Raw genomic sequence first — 16,677 nt, 5'->3', positions numbered from 1 at the left:
ATCATACACAGGCCTGATATCCTAAAAATATACGCAACAGAATGATAATTTTTTTTCACTTAACCTTACCAGTGTTGTAAGATTTTCGGTAATCTTCTTAGTTTCAGTAGTTCTCCCATGTTTCCTTACTTCTTTTCTCATAACAAAAGACCTCCAAATTTCGGTAATTTGAAGGTTCTGAACGCACCCTGTTTGGTCTTCACAGTTTCACACGGTTTCGTTTACAATGACCAGAAGACTGTATGTGTTTGAAATTGTTCGTTTGACAAGAAATCTTATTTTGGCGGGACTGCGAAACGAACCCACCAGACCTGGCACGCAGGTCTCAAGAAGTTTTGAAGTTTGCTGCCACCTGTTTTTCAAGTATTTTGATGTACCCTCAAGTCTTGATAAATCAAGCTTTTTTGCTTTCTAGTGTTTTCTTGTGATTTGTAATTTTAAAAATTTGGGCACCAAGCATGGCATCTAATTCGGCCCAAAAGAATTTTCTAAATACAACTGAACACAACCCTGTCAAGGAAGTAAAGTGAATCTGTTTATAACAGTTTAGTTATGAAAACGTTGATTTAAAAGGATATTATTTCATCCATTAATGGTTTAATAAGGTGGAGTTGGTGGCAAAATGTTGGAGTTTGCCACCATTGTTTCTACATACACATGTGTCGTTAACTTGTCACTACTTCCATTGACCAGAAAAGGGTTAGAAAAACGGTATTGCATAATAAGATACTTGTGTTCCTTCAGCTCAATTTTATGAATAAGCTTATGAAGTAACTCCGGGGTTATATCATTTATAATTATAAGCTTCTTTAGTTCATTTTGGACTTTTCAACCATCTCTGTACTTTTTGTGTATCGTTTTAACATATCCTTCTTTTCAAGAATTTCTGATTGTAGCTTTTTTATTACATTTCCATTTTCATTAACCGCTTCATCATAATCAACTTTTTTATTACTTCATTAGCTAACAACTTTAGAAATTTCTTATTTTCCTTTTTCAGCTCAGCAATTTTATTTTCCCGGATTCCTATTACTTGACTGTATCGCTACACTTTGATTTTTGTAAGCTTCAAGCTCACTAATTTTATTTTTAATCCGTTCCAAACAAATCTGGGTGTTTGTTTCTTTGTTATAGGACGCCTCATCTACACTGGTTATCGATTCGGTGATGATAAACCCATTGGGCAGCTGGATCGCAACCATTGTGCATCTTCCAAAAGCCTTAACAACTTTAACCTGAGATTTTTCGATCATTTCATTGAAATCCGCTGGTACGCTATGATTTATCATTAGTGCCTTTGCTTGTTGTTTCGCAATAAAGGAATAATCTGATGATGGTTCAAATGCCATTTCAAAGGCTTGCACTGTTGTTTCAATGACCTCATCATTGATGATATCCCTAACCTTCACTTTCCCATTCGCTGTGATTTCCAACAATTCCATTACACTATCTGGCGACCCTTTCACTTGGTATATCTTCAAGCTCTTTCCCTCCACCATGCCCTTTTAATAAGCTTCCGTTAAACTAGTCTATTCAGCATATAGAAAAGCTGTGAAACTTGAGAAAAAGATACTTTTTTCATGTTAACTCTTCCTCTATAAACTTTTTACAACTGGTTAGACCGTGTTGGGTTTCAGTTGCTTCTCGTGGGTCATAAAATCAGTCCAACCAAGGAAAGCTTCAGTTGTGATTTCTTCTCGTGATAAATCTTTCCCAAAGTAATCACAAAGCCACTGGAAGTGTATCTCGTATTCTTCAACAGTTCTAGGAGCAAGACCTTCAGAGTTCTTTAACCACATGAACCTCTCGAACATTTCAACCATTGTAAACGACTCTGTTACCTTCCTCGATGCTGTGACTCTACCAAGTTTTCTAACACCTTTCCGCATACAAAAAAACCTCCAAATTTAGTATTTGAAGGTACTGAACTCACACAGATTCGTTTAAAATGACCAAAAGACTGTGTGTGTTTGAAATTGTTCGTTTGACAAGAAAGTCAGTATTGGCGGGACTGCGTGGGAATCGAACCCACCAGACCTGGCACGCAGGTCTCAAGCAGTTTTGAAGTTTGCTAGCATCTGTTTTTCTAGTGTCTTGGTGTGCTCTCAGGTCTTGATAAATCAAGCTTTCTTGCTTTCTAGTGTTTTCTTGTGATTAGTAATATTAAAAATTTGGGCACCAAGCATGGCACCAAAAGCACCTACCTATTTTTTTCTGCATTGGCAGCCAATTACTGAGCGGCAGATGATAGTAGAAAGATCAGAAAATCATGTCCGCAATATAGTTTGGACCTCTGTCGGCAAAAAACAAAAGTAAACTAGAATCACGAAGAAAAAAATCTGCTGTTTTATTGATATCTTTTAGGTCATGTAGGTCAACAAGGACCTATATGACCTGAAATAAAACTAGTTATTAGGAAGTATACATCAATCAAAACTTGAGGAATTCTTAAAAGATGCCTTTATCATTTGGGATATTGAACAAATGTCGAAGCGAACGAGTTTTTACAACCATTGAGCATTACTCACGTTAATAATAACGTGTCGTAGCCAGCAATAATAAAAACCCTAGAAATGTTGATATTACTCAACTTCTAGGGTTTTTTATTTTTGTCTGCTTTGTAGAATAATGTATTATCCCCCAATTTGTTGGGGGAGGTTTTGGGGGAAGTTTTAAGGAAAAATATTATGTGGACAGGCGCATTTTATTGGCATAGTCAGACTGCCAGTAAGGAGACTTATTTAATATTACGACACATGTGTTTTATTTATTTTTGAGGTCACATAGGTCATAATGACCTTAATGACCGAAATTCACTATAAGAGAGCAGAGATCAATAAAGATTTTTATTATTAAAGGTGAATTATTTTTTATGGACGATAATTGGATAATAATGTTTTAGCAATACAGGCAATAGAAATGATCCCTAATAGATACCGATGTTATTGTAGAATGTTTACATCATGCCGCCCATTCTTCTGGCCATATAATAGGAAGATATAATATTAAAAAAGTGCCATTTAACGCTGTTTTTCTGAGTTTAGTTTTAATGCATTCTAACAAAAATAAAATGTCAGGAGGACAAACAGGAGGACAAACACTTTAAACAAAAGCCCCCTTATAAAGAGGGGGTTCGAATTACTGATAGCTGGATTCATAACGGCTGCTACACTGACAACTTGTCTTGACGCGCTGTTTTTAGGTAAAACGAATTTTGATTGATGTAGTTTTGTTTAAAAAGCGTATTTTTTACGCTACAGGAGTTATTGGATAGTTGGCAACGTCATTAAATCACGTTTTGTTATTCCATGATGTATGCAAAGCTCTTCTATAACCTCTATAGCCCAATCCCTTTTCGCTTGAATTGCCTGAGTAGGAGTCCATACTGCACTTTGCTGATCTCGATGATACGCACTAAGTAAGCCAGGTAATATTTCTAAAGATAAGGAAAGTAGAACTTCTGGTTCCCTACCAACAATACCATGAATCTCTCCGGTATCGTCAATATAGATGGTTCTCTTCTTATCTATAATACAATTTGAATGCTCGTCAATACAAAATGACAAATTCATATTTGGTTAAGAAAATACAAAATCAGATTCATAAACTAATTGATCTATACCTATGGCAGTTTTATTTGGTATTTCTCCAGTTGATCGAGGTTCGTGCCCCCGTGTATTGTGTTGATGCCTATCAGCAATACACGGAAGAGTATATTCTATCGTTTAGACCCGTTCATTTCGATATTGGTCCATTATTTTCTCATACTTTTTATTTTTTACTGCATTAGCCATCTTTTGAATCGTCGTCAAGATTAGTGGTTTGGAAGTCGGAATTTTTATATACCCAAGAGTTTGAAAGTGTTGAGCATTTTAAACAAGAATTGTCCAGGTACATCGATTATTATAATCACAAACGAATCAAGGCAAAATTAAAGGATTTGAGCCCGGTGCAATACCGAACTCAAACCCTATTAGCTGCTTAATTAAATAATCTATCTAACTTTACGGGGTCATTCAATCAACTTCACTTTCCTTTTTTTTGCATCGTTTACCTTAGTTATTGAGCATAATTTAATACAGGTTTTTCTATCTGTTCAAACATACAAATTCCTTCTTTAAATACTTTTTTCACTCGACGAAGCGCAGTAAAGTCTTCATAGGGATTACCTTCTACTAATATTAAATCTGCTAATTTCCCTACTTCTAAGCTGCCTGTTTCCTTTTCAATCCCTAATACTTCCGCTGCAACGTAAGTAGCCGCATGAATGACCTCTAAAACACTCATACCTTGCTCTCGCATTAACATTAATTCGGTTACAAAATCACCATGTACATTAAACGGGGTTCCTGCATCTGTTCCAGCTGCAATTTTTACTCCCGCTTTATACGCATTTTTAAAACTTTCACGATGAGGAACAATCGCTTCTGCGTTCTTTTTCACAGCGAACTCAGGAATCCCTGCTGCTGTACCATTTTTTACAATATGAAAGGGCGCCGCTAAAGTAGCCACAAGATACGTTTCGTATTGTTTCATTAATTGGATAGCCTCATGATCCAGCTCAACACCATGTTCAATCGTCGTAACGCCGGCACGTATAGCGTTTTTGATACCCTCACACCCTTGTGCATGTGCAGCAGAACGTTTTCCGGCCTTCCTTGCTTCAGAACAAGCAGCTGCTAATTCATCCTCAGATAATTGCGGGGATCCAGCTTTTACACCAGGTGTTAATCCCCCGCCTGTAGCCATTAATTTAATAAAATCTGCCCCTTCTTTTAATAAAGATCTCGCTGCTTTTCGAACCTCATCAACACCGTCTGCTTCTATTCCAAACATATGGCAATGACCGCCTGTCATCGTAATCGGCTGTCCACAAGCAAATATTCGAGGGCCTGTAATAATTCCCTTCTCAATTGCATTTCTTAATTCCATATCAATTTTATATTTCGCGCCACAATTTCTTACCGTGACAACACCAGCTTCGATATGACTCTGAGCACTCACCATTGCTCGGTATGCCGCAATACCAGGAGAATCCTGAACTAATTGATTCATTGCATTTGGTGATCCGTCCATAGTCAAATGAACATGTAAATCAATAAGTCCTGGTAAGCAAGATAATCCTGTTCCATCTATAGTATGATCGGCATCACCAGTCATATCGTTACTACTAATCTCTAAAATACCATTTTCATCAAATAATATGTTTTGACCTGCCAGATATCTACTCTTCCCATCAAATAAAGTCACATTATATATGAGCGTTTTCATGATTTGCTTCCCCTTTTAAAAGGTTTGACTTATTTACTTTGATTTGATTTGTCATAAAGCTAACGACTATTAACGTAATAAAATTAATGAATAGGGCAACAAATCCAATGTTCAAGTCTTGAATAAAATGAGGAAGTTCCGGGAATAGCTTTCCGATTGTTACTTGCGATAATGTGACATACGCAACGGTTAGAACCCCAGCAATGATACCAGCAATGGCTCCTTGCTTAGTAAAGAATTTTGTTTTAAATAAGCTAACAAACATCGCAGGGAATAGTTGTGTTACTAAGTTATACCCCATTAATAGCAGCGTCATGATGGTACTATTGCCGACAATTGCAAACGAAACACATACTAGAGCTAATAAAGGAACAATAATTTTTGCTGTTACTACTACTTTTTTTTCTGTCATAGAAGGAATACATACCTTAAGAATATTTTTGGAGATCATCGTAGAGGATGCCATTAACAGCATCGAACCAGGAACAATAGCGGTTAATAAACCAGCTGCTCCAATTAATCCCACAAGCCATGGATCAAAAGTCTTAATTGAAAGTCTTAACAACGCTAAATCCCCAGTTTCTAAGCCAGGAATATGCGCAACAGCAGTAAATCCTACAATTAATACGAATGGTAGCATTAATGTATAAAGAGGCATGATAATTGAATTCTTCTTGAACACGTTTTCATTTTTAGCAGAAAAGAACGTTGAAAATGTATGCGGCCACATGTTAAACCCAATAACAGTCAATAAGGTAGTAGAAATAAACCAAGAAAATGATAGACCTTCTTTCGGTACTGTTAAAAAACTAGAGTTCGTTTTATTAATCGCTTCAAACATAGGTTGAATTCCGCCAAAATAATGATATGGGAGATAAATCCCGATCCCAATTACAATAAGAAAAATCATAATATCTTTAATGACAGCAGTCCACGCCGAACCATGGATGCCAGAAATCATTACATAAATTGTAACAGCAACACCACCTAGAATAATGGCTACAGTAGGAGAAATAGAACCATAAGATGCCTCTGAAACAATAATCCCTAAGCCTTTAAATTGTAGTACTAAATAAGGGACAAGCGCTGCAACACCAACAACGGTAGTGAGTACCCCTAAGGATTTACTTTTATATTTACTAACAAAGAAATCAGATTGGGAAACTAACTTATGCTCTTTTGCATATCTCCAAATAGGAGGCAGTAACCAGTAGCCAGCTAAATAAGAAAGGGAAGAAGTAGCAAGTATATAGAAAGATGGACCGCCTTTTGAATATGCCCAACCACTTGTTCCTAAAAAGGTAGAGGTTGTATAAATTTCCCCCGCAAGTAAAAGGAAAACAAATGCTGTACCAAATCCACGTCCACCTACAGCCCATTGCTCAATACTCATATCTTTTCCTCTCCTAGCCATAATTCCTAAGAAAAGAGAAAATAACAGAAAGGCAAAAATAATAACTAATGCAATATTCATTATGAATTACCTCCTTTATTCACAGTATCAAGCTTATAAATGATTCCCATAGTAGCAGAAGATAGGATAATCCACAATAAAATCCAGAAGAGAAGAAATGGAAGACCTAAAACATATGGAGTTACTTTATTTACAAAAACCGCACCGCCAAGCATTCCGATAAATGGAATGATAGCCAATAAATAATAGCTTTTCATCTCGGATCCCTCCAACAAATGGTAATGTAAAATTAGTTTCATTGATTAAGAGACATACGTAGGGCTTTTTCTTTCCAATTCCTCAGCCAGTACATTATTTTGATGGACTAACTGACCACCTTTGAAAACAAACTTAATTTTTTCTTTCTCTTGTAACAAAGTAATATTTGTTAGAGGATTTCCTGCAACAACAATCATATCGGCAATTTTCCCACATTCAATTGCTCCAATTTCTGATAGTTGCAGGGCTTCAGCTGCTAGTTGTGTCGCACTTTTGATCGCATCCATTTCAGATAATCCATTTTTCACCAAGCACTCTAACTCATATGCATTTTCACCATGGTGGTTAAAAGGTGTTCCTGCATCTGTTCCTGTCACTATTTTCACACCTGCTAAAATGGCCCTTTTTAAATTTGCTTCATGTGCTGTTTGATAGTATTCTACTTTTTTCAGATGATGTTCAGGTACGCCTCCATCTCTTCCATATTTCAGTGTTTTAAAGGCAGCTAAAGTGGGAACAAGATACGCATTTTTTTCTAAAAGAAGTTGAATTCCTTCTTCGTCAAGAAACGTTCCATGTTCAATGGTTCGTACACCTGCTTTTAGTGCGTTTTTAATTCCTTCAGTACCAATAGCATGGGCTCCTGTGATTTTTCCAAATTTCTGGGCTTCTTCCACAGCAACTTCCATTTCTTGAATGGTTAGTTGAGATACAGTTCCGGGTCCAGGTGACATGCCGCCGCCTGTCGCCATCATCTTAATATGGTCAGCTCCCAGTTTTAGTTGCTCTCTTGCCGCTCTTCTAACTTCATCTGCCCCGTCGACAACAACTCCAATACCATCTATTTTCACTTCAGGCGGAAACATATCACCATGTCCCCCGGTAATGGTTAACGCCTTGCCGCTTGCTACAATTCGTGGACCTACAATAATTCCCTCTTCAATAGCCCTTTTGATGGCAATGTCTATATGGCCCTTTTCTCCCATCGTACGTAACGTTGTAAAACCCACTTCAAGTGCCTGTTTCGCTCTCTCTGCCCCTTTAATAGCAGCATATGCTGGCGTATCTAACACCATGGAAGAAAAAGTGCTTGCTTCGCCGCCCATACATAAGTGAACGTGTGTATCAATCATACCTGGCATAAGTGTCATGCCTTCAAGATCATAAGTATCAGCATTTCCTTCATTTTGTATAATCGTTTCATCATAATCCCCAACATATTTAATTTTATCCTCTTCGACGACAATGAGGGCGTTTGGAATAGAGTGATTACTTTTCCCATCAATTAAGTGTGCATTTATAAAGATTTTAACGATTGACATGAAATATTCTCCTCACTATTTTTTCCTTTTTTTCAATAATCTTGTTTATTATATAATTTCTGTTGGTGTAAACCTTTTCACCCCAACCTGGGTTAGCTTTATTCTTGCATCATCCGGTATAGGGTAAGCTTTTGTTTTACCTTCGTCAAACTTGATCCATCCTCTGAGCTCAAAGCCCTTTCCAGCTAGCTCATCACCGCGATTTATTTCATGTTCTAATCGGAAAGTTTTATTGTTGACTTCGGTAACCATGGTGCGGACGCGAATTTGATCTCCGTAGAGAAGAGGTTTTTTGAACGTGCAGCCTACATCAAGGCTGCCAAATCCAATCTTCTCTTCTAGCATCAGCTCTTTGGGATAAAGGCCAATTTTGTGAAATAGATGATAGCTTGCAATATCAAACCACTTGAAGTAGTTTGGATAATAGATGATCTCCGCCCCGCCAAATCCGTGTCGCCCCAATATACCGTTAGATCAACTGTGTTTTCAACCAACCTCCATTCCCCCTTACAAAATATGAAAAAATAAGCCAAGCTTTCAGATAAACATTGAATCCTATGATTTCGGTACTAAGGCGATTGGACGCAGCGGGCTTCCGCTGCCATTCGTTATCTTCAGTGGAGTAGCAATCAGGATTGCTCCTCGAGGCGGAAGCTTATCGACATTGGCCAATTGTGCCAAACCATATCGGTTAGATTCATGCATATAATAGTGATTTGGGAAAGGCGGATCAAAAGTGGCAGCAATTCCCGCATCTGTTCCGACGGTTTCTACACCCACCCCCAAAACATTTCGTTCTTGTGCGAGGAAAATGGAAGCCTCTTTAGTAAATCCCGGGGTATGAGGCATCCCATCTGAACCGATATTAAAAAATTTTTCCTTATCTTGGCCATACTTTCCCCATCCCGTATACAAGATGACCCAGGAATGTTCCGGAATTCTTCCATATTTTTCTTCAAAGGCAACGATATCTCCAATCGTTAAACAATAATCAGGGTTTTGGGAGCTTTTTTCAGTAATATCAATGACACGTGCTTCTCCGATCATGTTTTTCATCGGCATGGTGTCAACTGCATCCCCTTCTTTTCCGGAAACCCAATGATTTGGTGCATCAAAGTGAGTACCACAGTGTTCCCCTGCCACAAAGTCATTCCAGTACCATGCTGGACCCCCTTCATTGTACTTGGATAGTTGAATATATTTAAATCCTCCCGTGTTACTAAATTGTTCCGGCAAATGAATGACAGGAGTTTCTTCATTTAATGGCTGGGCTAAATCAATGACATCAACTTGACCGTTCACGATATTTACCATCAAATTTTCCAGTATTTTTTTTGCACTCATCCTACTTCCTCCCCTTCAGCCAATTCGTAAATTCTTCTTCATTCATGAACTTCATCTTACTTTCGATTTCGAGCTTACGGTGCCAAGCCGCTTTCCTTGATTTCCCAAAATATTCCTTATGAATCAATCGTCCGGAACTATCCTTTACAAAAAGAGTGGTTTTCCCAACCGCACCGCATCTCCTGCCAGAAACAAGGCTTCAAATAATGCAACAAACGGCATTCTCCAAGCGTGAGCCGTAGCTTCTATCTCCACACGGCAGGGAAATTGTTGATAACTAATTAAAGTTTGCATAGCTTCTCAAAGCTCCGATAAGTATCATCCACCTGTCTTTGCAGCTCGGATAATTCCGCTGGAGTTAAGTGGGCATATTTTTGCATCAATTGCGAATAGTCGCTAATCGGTCGGCGTTTTCTCACTTTATGAGTCAGTTTAAACTTGCCGTTTTCGCACTCCCATAAAGGATAGAGATTGGTTTCTACGGCAATTCTCCCTACCTCAATTGTTTTTTCTGTCGGAAACTTCCATCCTGTTGGACAACCAGAATATAAATGAATATAAGACATTCCGTTTCTGATTTGCATGGCTTTCTTTAACTTCTCTATATAATCCGGCAAGAAGGAAGGATTAGCGGTAGCCACATAAGGAATCCCATGCTGTGCCATAATCATCGGCATATCCTTCCCTTTTTGTGACTTCCCGCGACTGTCTTGACCAATAGGAGTAGTCTGTGTCCAGGACCACTTGGGCGTCGTACCGCTTCGTTGAACTCCGGTATTCATATATGCTTCATTGTCATAACAGATATAAATAATGTTTTCTCCTCGTTCAGCTGCTTCAGAAAGGGATTGAAAACCAGCATCTGCAGTTCCGCCGTCCCCTGCAAAAGCGACTACATTGATATCATCTCTGCCCTGACGGCGATAGGCCCGATTAATCCCAGCCAGCATGGCAGCCGTGTTATCTAATAAAGGGAAGAAAACGGGAATTTTTGATCCGGATCCTCCTTGAAAGCCAACGACTCCAATCCCGCCCATACATCCTGGAGGAATGGCCAAAATCGTATTGGCACCTAATATGCGCAGGGTGGTCCTCAAGGCTAGCTCGGCATGACAGCCAAGACAAGCCGAATTTCCTGGAGAAAGCAAATCTTCAACTTTAGTAATCTCCTTATACGCTTCTTTAATCTTCTTTTCTTCGTTAAATATAAAGCCAAATCGCTTCTTGGTAAAAAATGAATCATCCTTGACTAATATCGGCTTGGCCCCTTTGGGTGTGATCATTGTTTTCATTGCTTTTGGAACCGCTTTCTGATGATTCTTCGATTCACCTGCTGTTACTGCGATGATCTCTACACCGTAAAAAGAGAAGATTACCATAAGTACTCCCATCCAGACTCCTTTAAATCCGCATGATGAAACCCTCTTCTTGTTTGATTAATTGATCATTCATAGTCAGCCTCCTTCTTATTTTTCCATTGGATAAGGGATACAGTTAAATCAACGGCTTTTCCAGCGAAAATGATGCTAAAAAAGGTAAGGACTGTATGCGCTAAACCACTTCCTAAAAAGGTTAAAATAAGTACACAACCATTTATAATCATCATGGTTTTCCCAATCGTAATAAAAGAAAAATGCTTTGCAATTACCACACTTGCAATATCAAGGCCCCCTGTTGTTCCCCCTGCGTGTATGACGATGCCAATACCAATTCCGGAAAGCAATCCACCTAAAACACAGCCGATTATGGGAGATGGGAAAGTTGGTAGGTTTGTTAAAAAGGCTAAAAAGAAAGAAAGTGTTAACATTCCAATGAGGCTTAGAAGGGCAAAAGTAGAACCGATGGAGCGATAGCCCATTAAAAATAAAGGAATATTTAAAATGAAATAAATAAAGCCTAATGGAGAATGCAGGAAATTTGCCAAATATACGGCTATTCCTCCTAGTCCCGGTGCCGTAATACCATTCGGTTTTTGAAAGATATAGTAGGAACAGGCTACAATCAATGAACCGGCTACAATCGCCATTATTTTTTTACTTTGTAATAAGAGCATGGGCAATAGCCTCAACTGCTTTGATTACTTCGTCTTCTGTATTATAAAAATGTGGTGCAATTCTAAGGACATCATTTCGGGCAGCAACGATAATGCCTTGTGATTTCAAATAGGCTTCTAATTTAGAGGCACTCTTTATCCTTAGCGCAGTATTACTTCCTTTTTGATCAAGATCCAATGGGCTCGCAATTTCCAACTGGTGTTTTTGAGCTGCTTCAATACAAATACTCGATAAATGCTTTAAATAACTCTCTATAGACTCTACTCCTATATTATTGAGAAGAGAAATTCCTGCCCGAGCAGCAAAGGCATTGATCATCGGCGGAGTACCTGTATCAAACCTTCGAGTTCCATTTGCATAGTCTAAAATCTGATTGGTAAAAGCAAATGGATTTTGCCGACTAAACCATCCGGTTGTAAGTGACTGTAATGAATTGGCAAGCTCTCGCTTAATGTACATGAAGGCAATCCCAGGAATCCCTAGTAGAAATTTTTGGGCACCTGCAACCAGTGCATCTACATCACTATCCTTCACATCAATCACAACACTTCCCGCAGACTGGTAAGCATCTACGAATAAATAGGAGCCCTTGCTATGAGCGAGGTAAGAAAGCTGTTTCAAATCTTGTTTAAAGCCGTTATAATAAGAGACATGAGGAATAGAAGTAACTACCGTATTTGAATCAATCGCTCTTTCATAAGATTGAAATTGGATCGTAGAATCCTCTTCTGGAGGTAGGAAAGTTACCTTTGCATTTCTTCTTTCATGGGAGAGCCAAACATGGCCAACACATGGAAAATCAATATCAGTTGTTACTACTTTATTTCGTCCTGTTGAAAAAGTTAGTGCACTAGCAAAAGAAGAGGCAGCATCTGACACACTCGATAGAACAGCTATTTCATCAGAATCTGCATTGATTAATCTAGCAAACTCATTTTTTGCATTTTGTACTTCTTTCATCCATCCCTCCCAATCCATTCCCTTTTCAGTCCAGCTTTGAAGATAGGAATCTATGGCATCTTTAACGGTTAAGCTGATAGCACTTTGTGAACAGCTGGATAAATGGATGGTGTTCGTAAGTGTTGGAAACAATTTTCGTAGTTCTTTAAAAGGGTGAATCATTTTTTTCTTCCTTTCGTTTAATAGATTTTATTGTCGGGTTTAAGGAGGCATATGCATGAATCTGTGGTTAGAAAAAGGAATTTGGGATCCTGCTTTTTTTAAAGACTTTGGAACTTCCAAATCTTATTCAAAAGGTACTTGTCTATTCTTGCAGGACCAGCCATTAACTGACGTATATCTGATTCTCTCAGGGCGGATAAGAGCTTACCTATTGTCTCCATCAGGCGAAGAACGACACCTGTTTGTTGTTGGATCAAAATCCATAATAGGTGAATGTAATATTTGGTCAATGGATTCCTATGTCTACTGTGCTGCTGCTTCATCTGATGTTGAGGTTATTAGGATTCCAAAAACAATGTTTCAAGATATTATCCGAAGCACACCTGGCCTTTTTGAATTAGCCTTACAATCCATAAGTCAAAAACAAAATGCACTATTAGTGCAAACTCAATTAATGAGTTTTTCCAGTATTGAAGAGCGTGTCATGTTTGTATTAGCTCAATTGGCGGAAACATTTGGAAAAGACTCTGGTAATCATGTTTTAATAACCATACCATTTACACATCAGGAACTTTCCCAGGTTGTTGGTGCGTCAAGAGTAAGTGTTTCAAATGTTATGATGTCTTTACAGGAAAAGGGAGTTCTAAGAAAATTAAATAAACAGTATATCATTCATTCCATAGCACTCCCCTAACTAAGCATAGTGTAACGGAGAAAATGTCTAAGTTATGTAAAATATTTTACAAAATATTTGAATTTTGTGATTTTTTAAAAAATAATAAAGTATTGCGATTCTACCATTGGGAAGTAAATAAAAAAGGGGTGGCAAAAGCCTTCCCTTTAAATTTCCCCTTCTTCTTTAATTCCTGAAGCTAATCTATCTCCATCTGCTGATAAAATTTCTACTAGTATATCACCTTTAATACCTTGATTCCGTATAGCTTCTTCTGTAAAGCTACATAAATAAGTAGCACCGCCTGTCATATTTGGGTCTACAAAGTTTTCCCAATTATTATTAGGATCTGCTACGGTCATTGAAATAACAGTTTGATAATCTCCGTTAGTTATTTCAATTTTTTTAATTTTTAAACTAGAACCGTAAATCTCCTGTTCATCAGGATTAACTGTTAATGCAATATCCTTTTTAATAGATTCCTGTAATGCGGGGTCATTTACATTAACCTGTTGCTTAACAGGGGCTGGAGTAGGTGTTTCTGCTACTGTTGTTGGTGCAACGGGTTCATATTTAGATTCTTCTTCCTTACTTTTCTTACCACAGGGTCAGAGTTATTAGCCATTTCTTGTTCAAGTCCTTCCAAAGTCCATTTTGAATAATCTACTTTTGTAGCTGTTTCTTTTTGTTCAACTTTTGGTGTTTCCTTCTTAGGTGCTTCCTTTATGGCTGAATCACTGGAACAACCAGCTAATAAAATTCCACTTGCTAACACAACTGTAACTGAAAAACTACCTACACCGATTTTTAAATTATTGATTTGTTTCATCGTTTATCCATCCTTCCATCAATCAAAAGTGAAGCCGTCATAATAACTCCTAGTGTTGCAAAAATGAAGATTAGTGACATTTATTGAATGCTTCTATCATTAGTGCCTTTAAACTCTCTGATAACCTCCCTCATTACCTTACCTCCATTAGTATAAGAGCCTTAGCTCGTAATTGGTACTTACATCTTCCCTACAATTCACTGACAAAACACTCAGTGGTTGTTACCCGCAATATACTGACAACAGCTAGATGAGAAATTTATTAGACTAACAAAATAAGCGCCATTCCAATTGGAAAGACGCTACCAGTTTTATACAAACTGCTCAGAACTTACCTTAAATCCACATGCCGCTTACATCTCGTGCATTGGTAAAGATTAGTTTCCAATTCTCTATGCTTTTTTAATTTCCTGCATGTTTGACAGGAAAGGGTGACATATCTGCCAGATAAATCATTTATCACCACTCCTGCCTCATCGTCCACTACAATTTTTTCCTGTTCATCCTCCAACACACGACTAAATATTGCATATGTTATAAACACTGTCATAATCCCTGAAAAAAAACTCATCCAATTCATTTAACCATCCTCCCTACCGTTTAATAGGTAAACCAACTCTCCACCTTTATTAACTAGTACCACTCTATAAGAGGTTTGGGTGCAGTACTCCTGCTGCAGTCTATTCACAAGTTCTACATTGTTCAAGCTTAAGTTAATTAACATCCCCGCAAGTGCTGTAGGCTTCATATTGCAGGCGGTGGCCAGCCGGTTCAGCTTGAACGATTGCCTGTTCGTTAGGGAAACGTTCACCCGATGAACTTTTTTACCGCCCAATCCCTTACCCTCTATCATTCTTTTCAGCTCCCCTTTCCATTTGTACTGACATTTGACACCGTCAACCATGTTACTGTGTTACACAAATCTGATGAAGAGAGGAGGCGGTCATACCGATTTAAGGGATAACCCATTGCTCCGTATGATGACCGGTCCGCCACTTTTAGAAGGCTGTAATGACGTAGAATCCGCCTTTATCACCTTACGCTGCCGAATATCCTTTTCGATCAGCCGCTTGACGTAACCGGAAAAATTGGCGTCTTGAATCCGTTCTAAATACGCTCTATCCTGTTCATTCATAACGTTGAAGGAGACAGACTTTATTATTTTGTTTCTGTTCATCTAAACACCTCCCTTCTGCCTGTTTAATAGATGATATGACCGCTAAGACCGCATCATACCAAAATATTAGGTTAAAATAACCCAAAAATTTGGTATATATTTTCGCAATCATTTGCCAAATAATATTTATAAGAGGTGTTTTGGATGATTAAACCGCGGATTGGGAAGTTATTAAGAGTGTCAAAATATAGACGGGAATTTATTATTCAAGAATTGGATATAAGTAAAAATACCTTATCAAACTGGATAGCAGGTAATACCTACCCCACGATAGATAAAGCCTTTCTACTAGCGGATTTACTTGAGGTAAGCGTAGATGACCTATATGAACGTAACAAAGGCCCTATCGACTAAACGAAGGGCCAAGAAGCACTTAAATAATTTCAAACAGACTAGAGGCGATAACTTAAAGGTTAGGGATATTTATATATCTTCATAATGGATTTTAGAGATATTTCGGTATTACCGCTTTGTTTACTGGAGAATCCCATTAAGTCATAGCCTATTGATATTCCATAATCTGCAGGATTTCAACTAAATTGACCCTAAGGAGCTGTCATTGTATTAGTCCTATCTACAGCAACAGTTGTTATTGCTATTTCAACCTAATCTAAGATAGTTACTCCAACTACATCCTCGAATGCCACTCTCTCATATTCGCCAGGTTTTACCTCGATGCGTAGCTGATGCGTAATCGGATTAACGTGATGGATACGTCCACTAAAATCCGAAAAGAAGCCGTCAAACCACACCATAAGCTTTACTGCATAGTTAGCTTCCATAGCGTAGGCGATACGCTGATCGAACTCTTCCGCTTGATAATCGTCGATCAGAGGCTTTTCAATCCGCTCACTATCACGCCATAGCTCACGCTGGGCCTTAATTAGCTCCGGCATTCCAAAGGCGAACTGCCATTTAACTTTTCCGCGATCACGTATTGTCATTACGAACACCTCCTTCGTTCTTATTATATACGAACATACATTCTATATGCAGATAAAAATAAAAGACCAATTTTTCGTGGTCTTTAGGTTATTCTTATTCAATTTAAGCACCCGTTAGCTGAATAAGAATTATTTATTCTTTGCTTAATTTTTCAAGTTTCGATATTGCCCTTTTAGCAATATTTCAAATCCAAGTTATTTCGTGATTAACAAATGGCTTTATATAGGTTATCAACTCAGAGTCTTTAAATTTTGAAAGGGCTGATAGT

Annotated in this window: 19 protein-coding genes and 2 pseudogenes; 3 read left to right on the top strand and 18 right to left on the bottom strand. The window is 38.1% G+C overall.

All coding sequences use genetic code 11. From position 1 onward, the window contains the following. Nucleotides 1-1,010 precede the first annotated feature (1,010 nt). Together V7137_RS23745 and V7137_RS23740 are read right to left on the bottom strand one after the other, a co-directional pair. On the bottom strand, nt 1,011-1,481 hold the full coding sequence (locus V7137_RS23745) for a Gp49 family protein (RefSeq protein ID WP_335700356.1): 471 nt from the start codon (nt 1,479-1,481) through the stop codon (nt 1,011-1,013). Nucleotides 1,482-1,616: 135 nt separating this feature from the next. Continuing rightward, nucleotides 1,617-1,889 carry a hypothetical protein gene (locus tag V7137_RS23740; protein ID WP_335700355.1) on the bottom strand — a complete coding sequence of 91 codons (273 nt, stop codon included), beginning with the start codon at nt 1,887-1,889 and terminating at the stop codon, nt 1,617-1,619. Nucleotides 1,890-3,820: 1,931 nt separating this feature from the next. On the opposite strand from V7137_RS23740, the pseudogene V7137_RS23735 reads away from it, so the two are divergent. After that, nucleotides 3,821-3,985 (top strand): annotated as a pseudogene (locus tag V7137_RS23735) (IS3 family transposase); the annotation flags it as partial. 74 nt (nt 3,986-4,059) lie between these two features. On the opposite strand, the gene V7137_RS23730 reads toward V7137_RS23735, so the two are convergent. From V7137_RS23730 to V7137_RS23685, 10 genes and pseudogenes are all read right to left on the bottom strand, one after another. Next, on the bottom strand, nt 4,060-5,271 hold the full coding sequence (locus V7137_RS23730; RefSeq protein ID WP_335700354.1) for a metal-dependent hydrolase family protein: 1,212 nt from the start codon (nt 5,269-5,271) through the stop codon (nt 4,060-4,062). Then, complete coding sequence (locus V7137_RS23725; RefSeq protein WP_335700353.1) at nt 5,252-6,745, bottom strand: sodium:solute symporter family protein; 1,494 nt, start codon at nt 6,743-6,745, stop codon at nt 5,252-5,254. Before V7137_RS23725 ends, V7137_RS23730 begins: the two co-directional genes overlap by 20 nt. Next, nucleotides 6,745-6,942, bottom strand: coding sequence for a DUF3311 domain-containing protein (locus V7137_RS23720; RefSeq protein ID WP_335700352.1), 198 nt, complete (start codon nt 6,940-6,942; stop codon nt 6,745-6,747). Before V7137_RS23720 ends, V7137_RS23725 begins: the two co-directional genes overlap by 1 nt. A 45-nt stretch (nt 6,943-6,987) precedes the next feature. Further along, nucleotides 6,988-8,265 carry a metal-dependent hydrolase family protein gene (locus V7137_RS23715; protein ID WP_335700351.1) on the bottom strand — a complete coding sequence of 426 codons (1,278 nt, stop codon included), beginning with the start codon at nt 8,263-8,265 and terminating at the stop codon, nt 6,988-6,990. Between the two features lie 48 nt (nt 8,266-8,313). After that, entirely contained in the window at nt 8,314-8,727 is a 414-nt protein-coding gene (locus V7137_RS23710; RefSeq protein WP_335700350.1) for an acyl-CoA thioesterase, read from the bottom strand. A gap of 93 nt (nt 8,728-8,820) precedes the next feature. Beyond that, entirely contained in the window at nt 8,821-9,609 is a 789-nt protein-coding gene (locus V7137_RS23705) for a cyclase family protein (protein WP_335700349.1), read from the bottom strand. A gap of 281 nt (nt 9,610-9,890) precedes the next feature. Next, the gene (locus tag V7137_RS23700; RefSeq protein WP_420490171.1) at nt 9,891-10,892 is read right to left on the bottom strand and encodes a thiamine pyrophosphate-dependent enzyme; all 1,002 of its coding nucleotides are present in this window, start codon (nt 10,890-10,892) and stop codon (nt 9,891-9,893) included. Nucleotides 10,893-10,898: 6 nt separating this feature from the next. After that, nucleotides 10,899-11,009 (bottom strand): annotated as a pseudogene (locus V7137_RS23695) (hypothetical protein); the annotation flags it as partial. Between the two features lie 44 nt (nt 11,010-11,053). After that, complete coding sequence (locus V7137_RS23690) at nt 11,054-11,662, bottom strand: YitT family protein (RefSeq protein WP_335700348.1); 609 nt, start codon at nt 11,660-11,662, stop codon at nt 11,054-11,056. Beyond that, nucleotides 11,643-12,785 carry an aminotransferase class V-fold PLP-dependent enzyme gene (locus V7137_RS23685; protein WP_335700347.1) on the bottom strand — a complete coding sequence of 381 codons (1,143 nt, stop codon included), beginning with the start codon at nt 12,783-12,785 and terminating at the stop codon, nt 11,643-11,645. Before V7137_RS23685 ends, V7137_RS23690 begins: the two co-directional genes overlap by 20 nt. Before the next feature lie 55 nt (nt 12,786-12,840). Between V7137_RS23685 and V7137_RS23680 the strand changes: the two genes are divergently transcribed. After that, nucleotides 12,841-13,479: a Crp/Fnr family transcriptional regulator gene (locus tag V7137_RS23680; RefSeq protein ID WP_335700346.1), complete on the top strand. Its 639-nt coding sequence runs from the start codon at nt 12,841-12,843 to the stop codon at nt 13,477-13,479. Between the two features lie 146 nt (nt 13,480-13,625). Here the strand turns inward: V7137_RS23680 and V7137_RS23675 are convergent, their stop codons facing one another. From V7137_RS23675 to V7137_RS23655, 5 genes are all read right to left on the bottom strand, one after another. Beyond that, entirely contained in the window at nt 13,626-13,820 is a 195-nt protein-coding gene (locus V7137_RS23675; RefSeq protein ID WP_335700345.1) for a hypothetical protein, read from the bottom strand. A gap of 182 nt (nt 13,821-14,002) precedes the next feature. Continuing rightward, nucleotides 14,003-14,287, bottom strand: a complete 285-nt coding sequence (locus V7137_RS23670; protein WP_335700344.1) for a hypothetical protein — start codon at nt 14,285-14,287, stop codon at nt 14,003-14,005. Nucleotides 14,288-14,618: 331 nt separating this feature from the next. Continuing rightward, nucleotides 14,619-14,867, bottom strand: a complete 249-nt coding sequence (locus V7137_RS23665) for a hypothetical protein (protein WP_335700343.1) — start codon at nt 14,865-14,867, stop codon at nt 14,619-14,621. Continuing rightward, complete coding sequence (locus V7137_RS23660) at nt 14,868-15,140, bottom strand: hypothetical protein (RefSeq protein WP_335700342.1); 273 nt, start codon at nt 15,138-15,140, stop codon at nt 14,868-14,870. Nucleotides 15,141-15,230: 90 nt separating this feature from the next. Next, nucleotides 15,231-15,464 (bottom strand): hypothetical protein, encoded by a 234-nt coding sequence (locus V7137_RS23655; RefSeq protein WP_335700341.1) that lies wholly within the window; start codon nt 15,462-15,464, stop codon nt 15,231-15,233. 144 nt (nt 15,465-15,608) lie between these two features. Between V7137_RS23655 and V7137_RS23650 the strand changes: the two genes are divergently transcribed. Further along, a complete protein-coding gene (locus V7137_RS23650) occupies nt 15,609-15,818 on the top strand; it encodes a helix-turn-helix transcriptional regulator (RefSeq protein WP_335700340.1) in 210 nt (69 codons plus the stop codon). Between the two features lie 251 nt (nt 15,819-16,069). On the opposite strand, the gene V7137_RS23645 is transcribed toward V7137_RS23650, so the two are convergent. After that, the gene (locus V7137_RS23645; RefSeq protein WP_335700339.1) at nt 16,070-16,408 is read right to left on the bottom strand and encodes a YolD-like family protein; all 339 of its coding nucleotides are present in this window, start codon (nt 16,406-16,408) and stop codon (nt 16,070-16,072) included. Nucleotides 16,409-16,677: the final 269 nt, after the last annotated feature.

The organism is Neobacillus drentensis, assembly GCF_036962765.1.
In the GTDB taxonomy this organism is placed as follows: Bacteria; Bacillota; Bacilli; order Bacillales; family Cytobacillaceae; genus Neobacillus; species Neobacillus drentensis_C.
The sequence above is the reverse complement of the archived record's forward strand: the minus strand, read 5'-3'. Positions and strand labels throughout refer to the sequence as shown.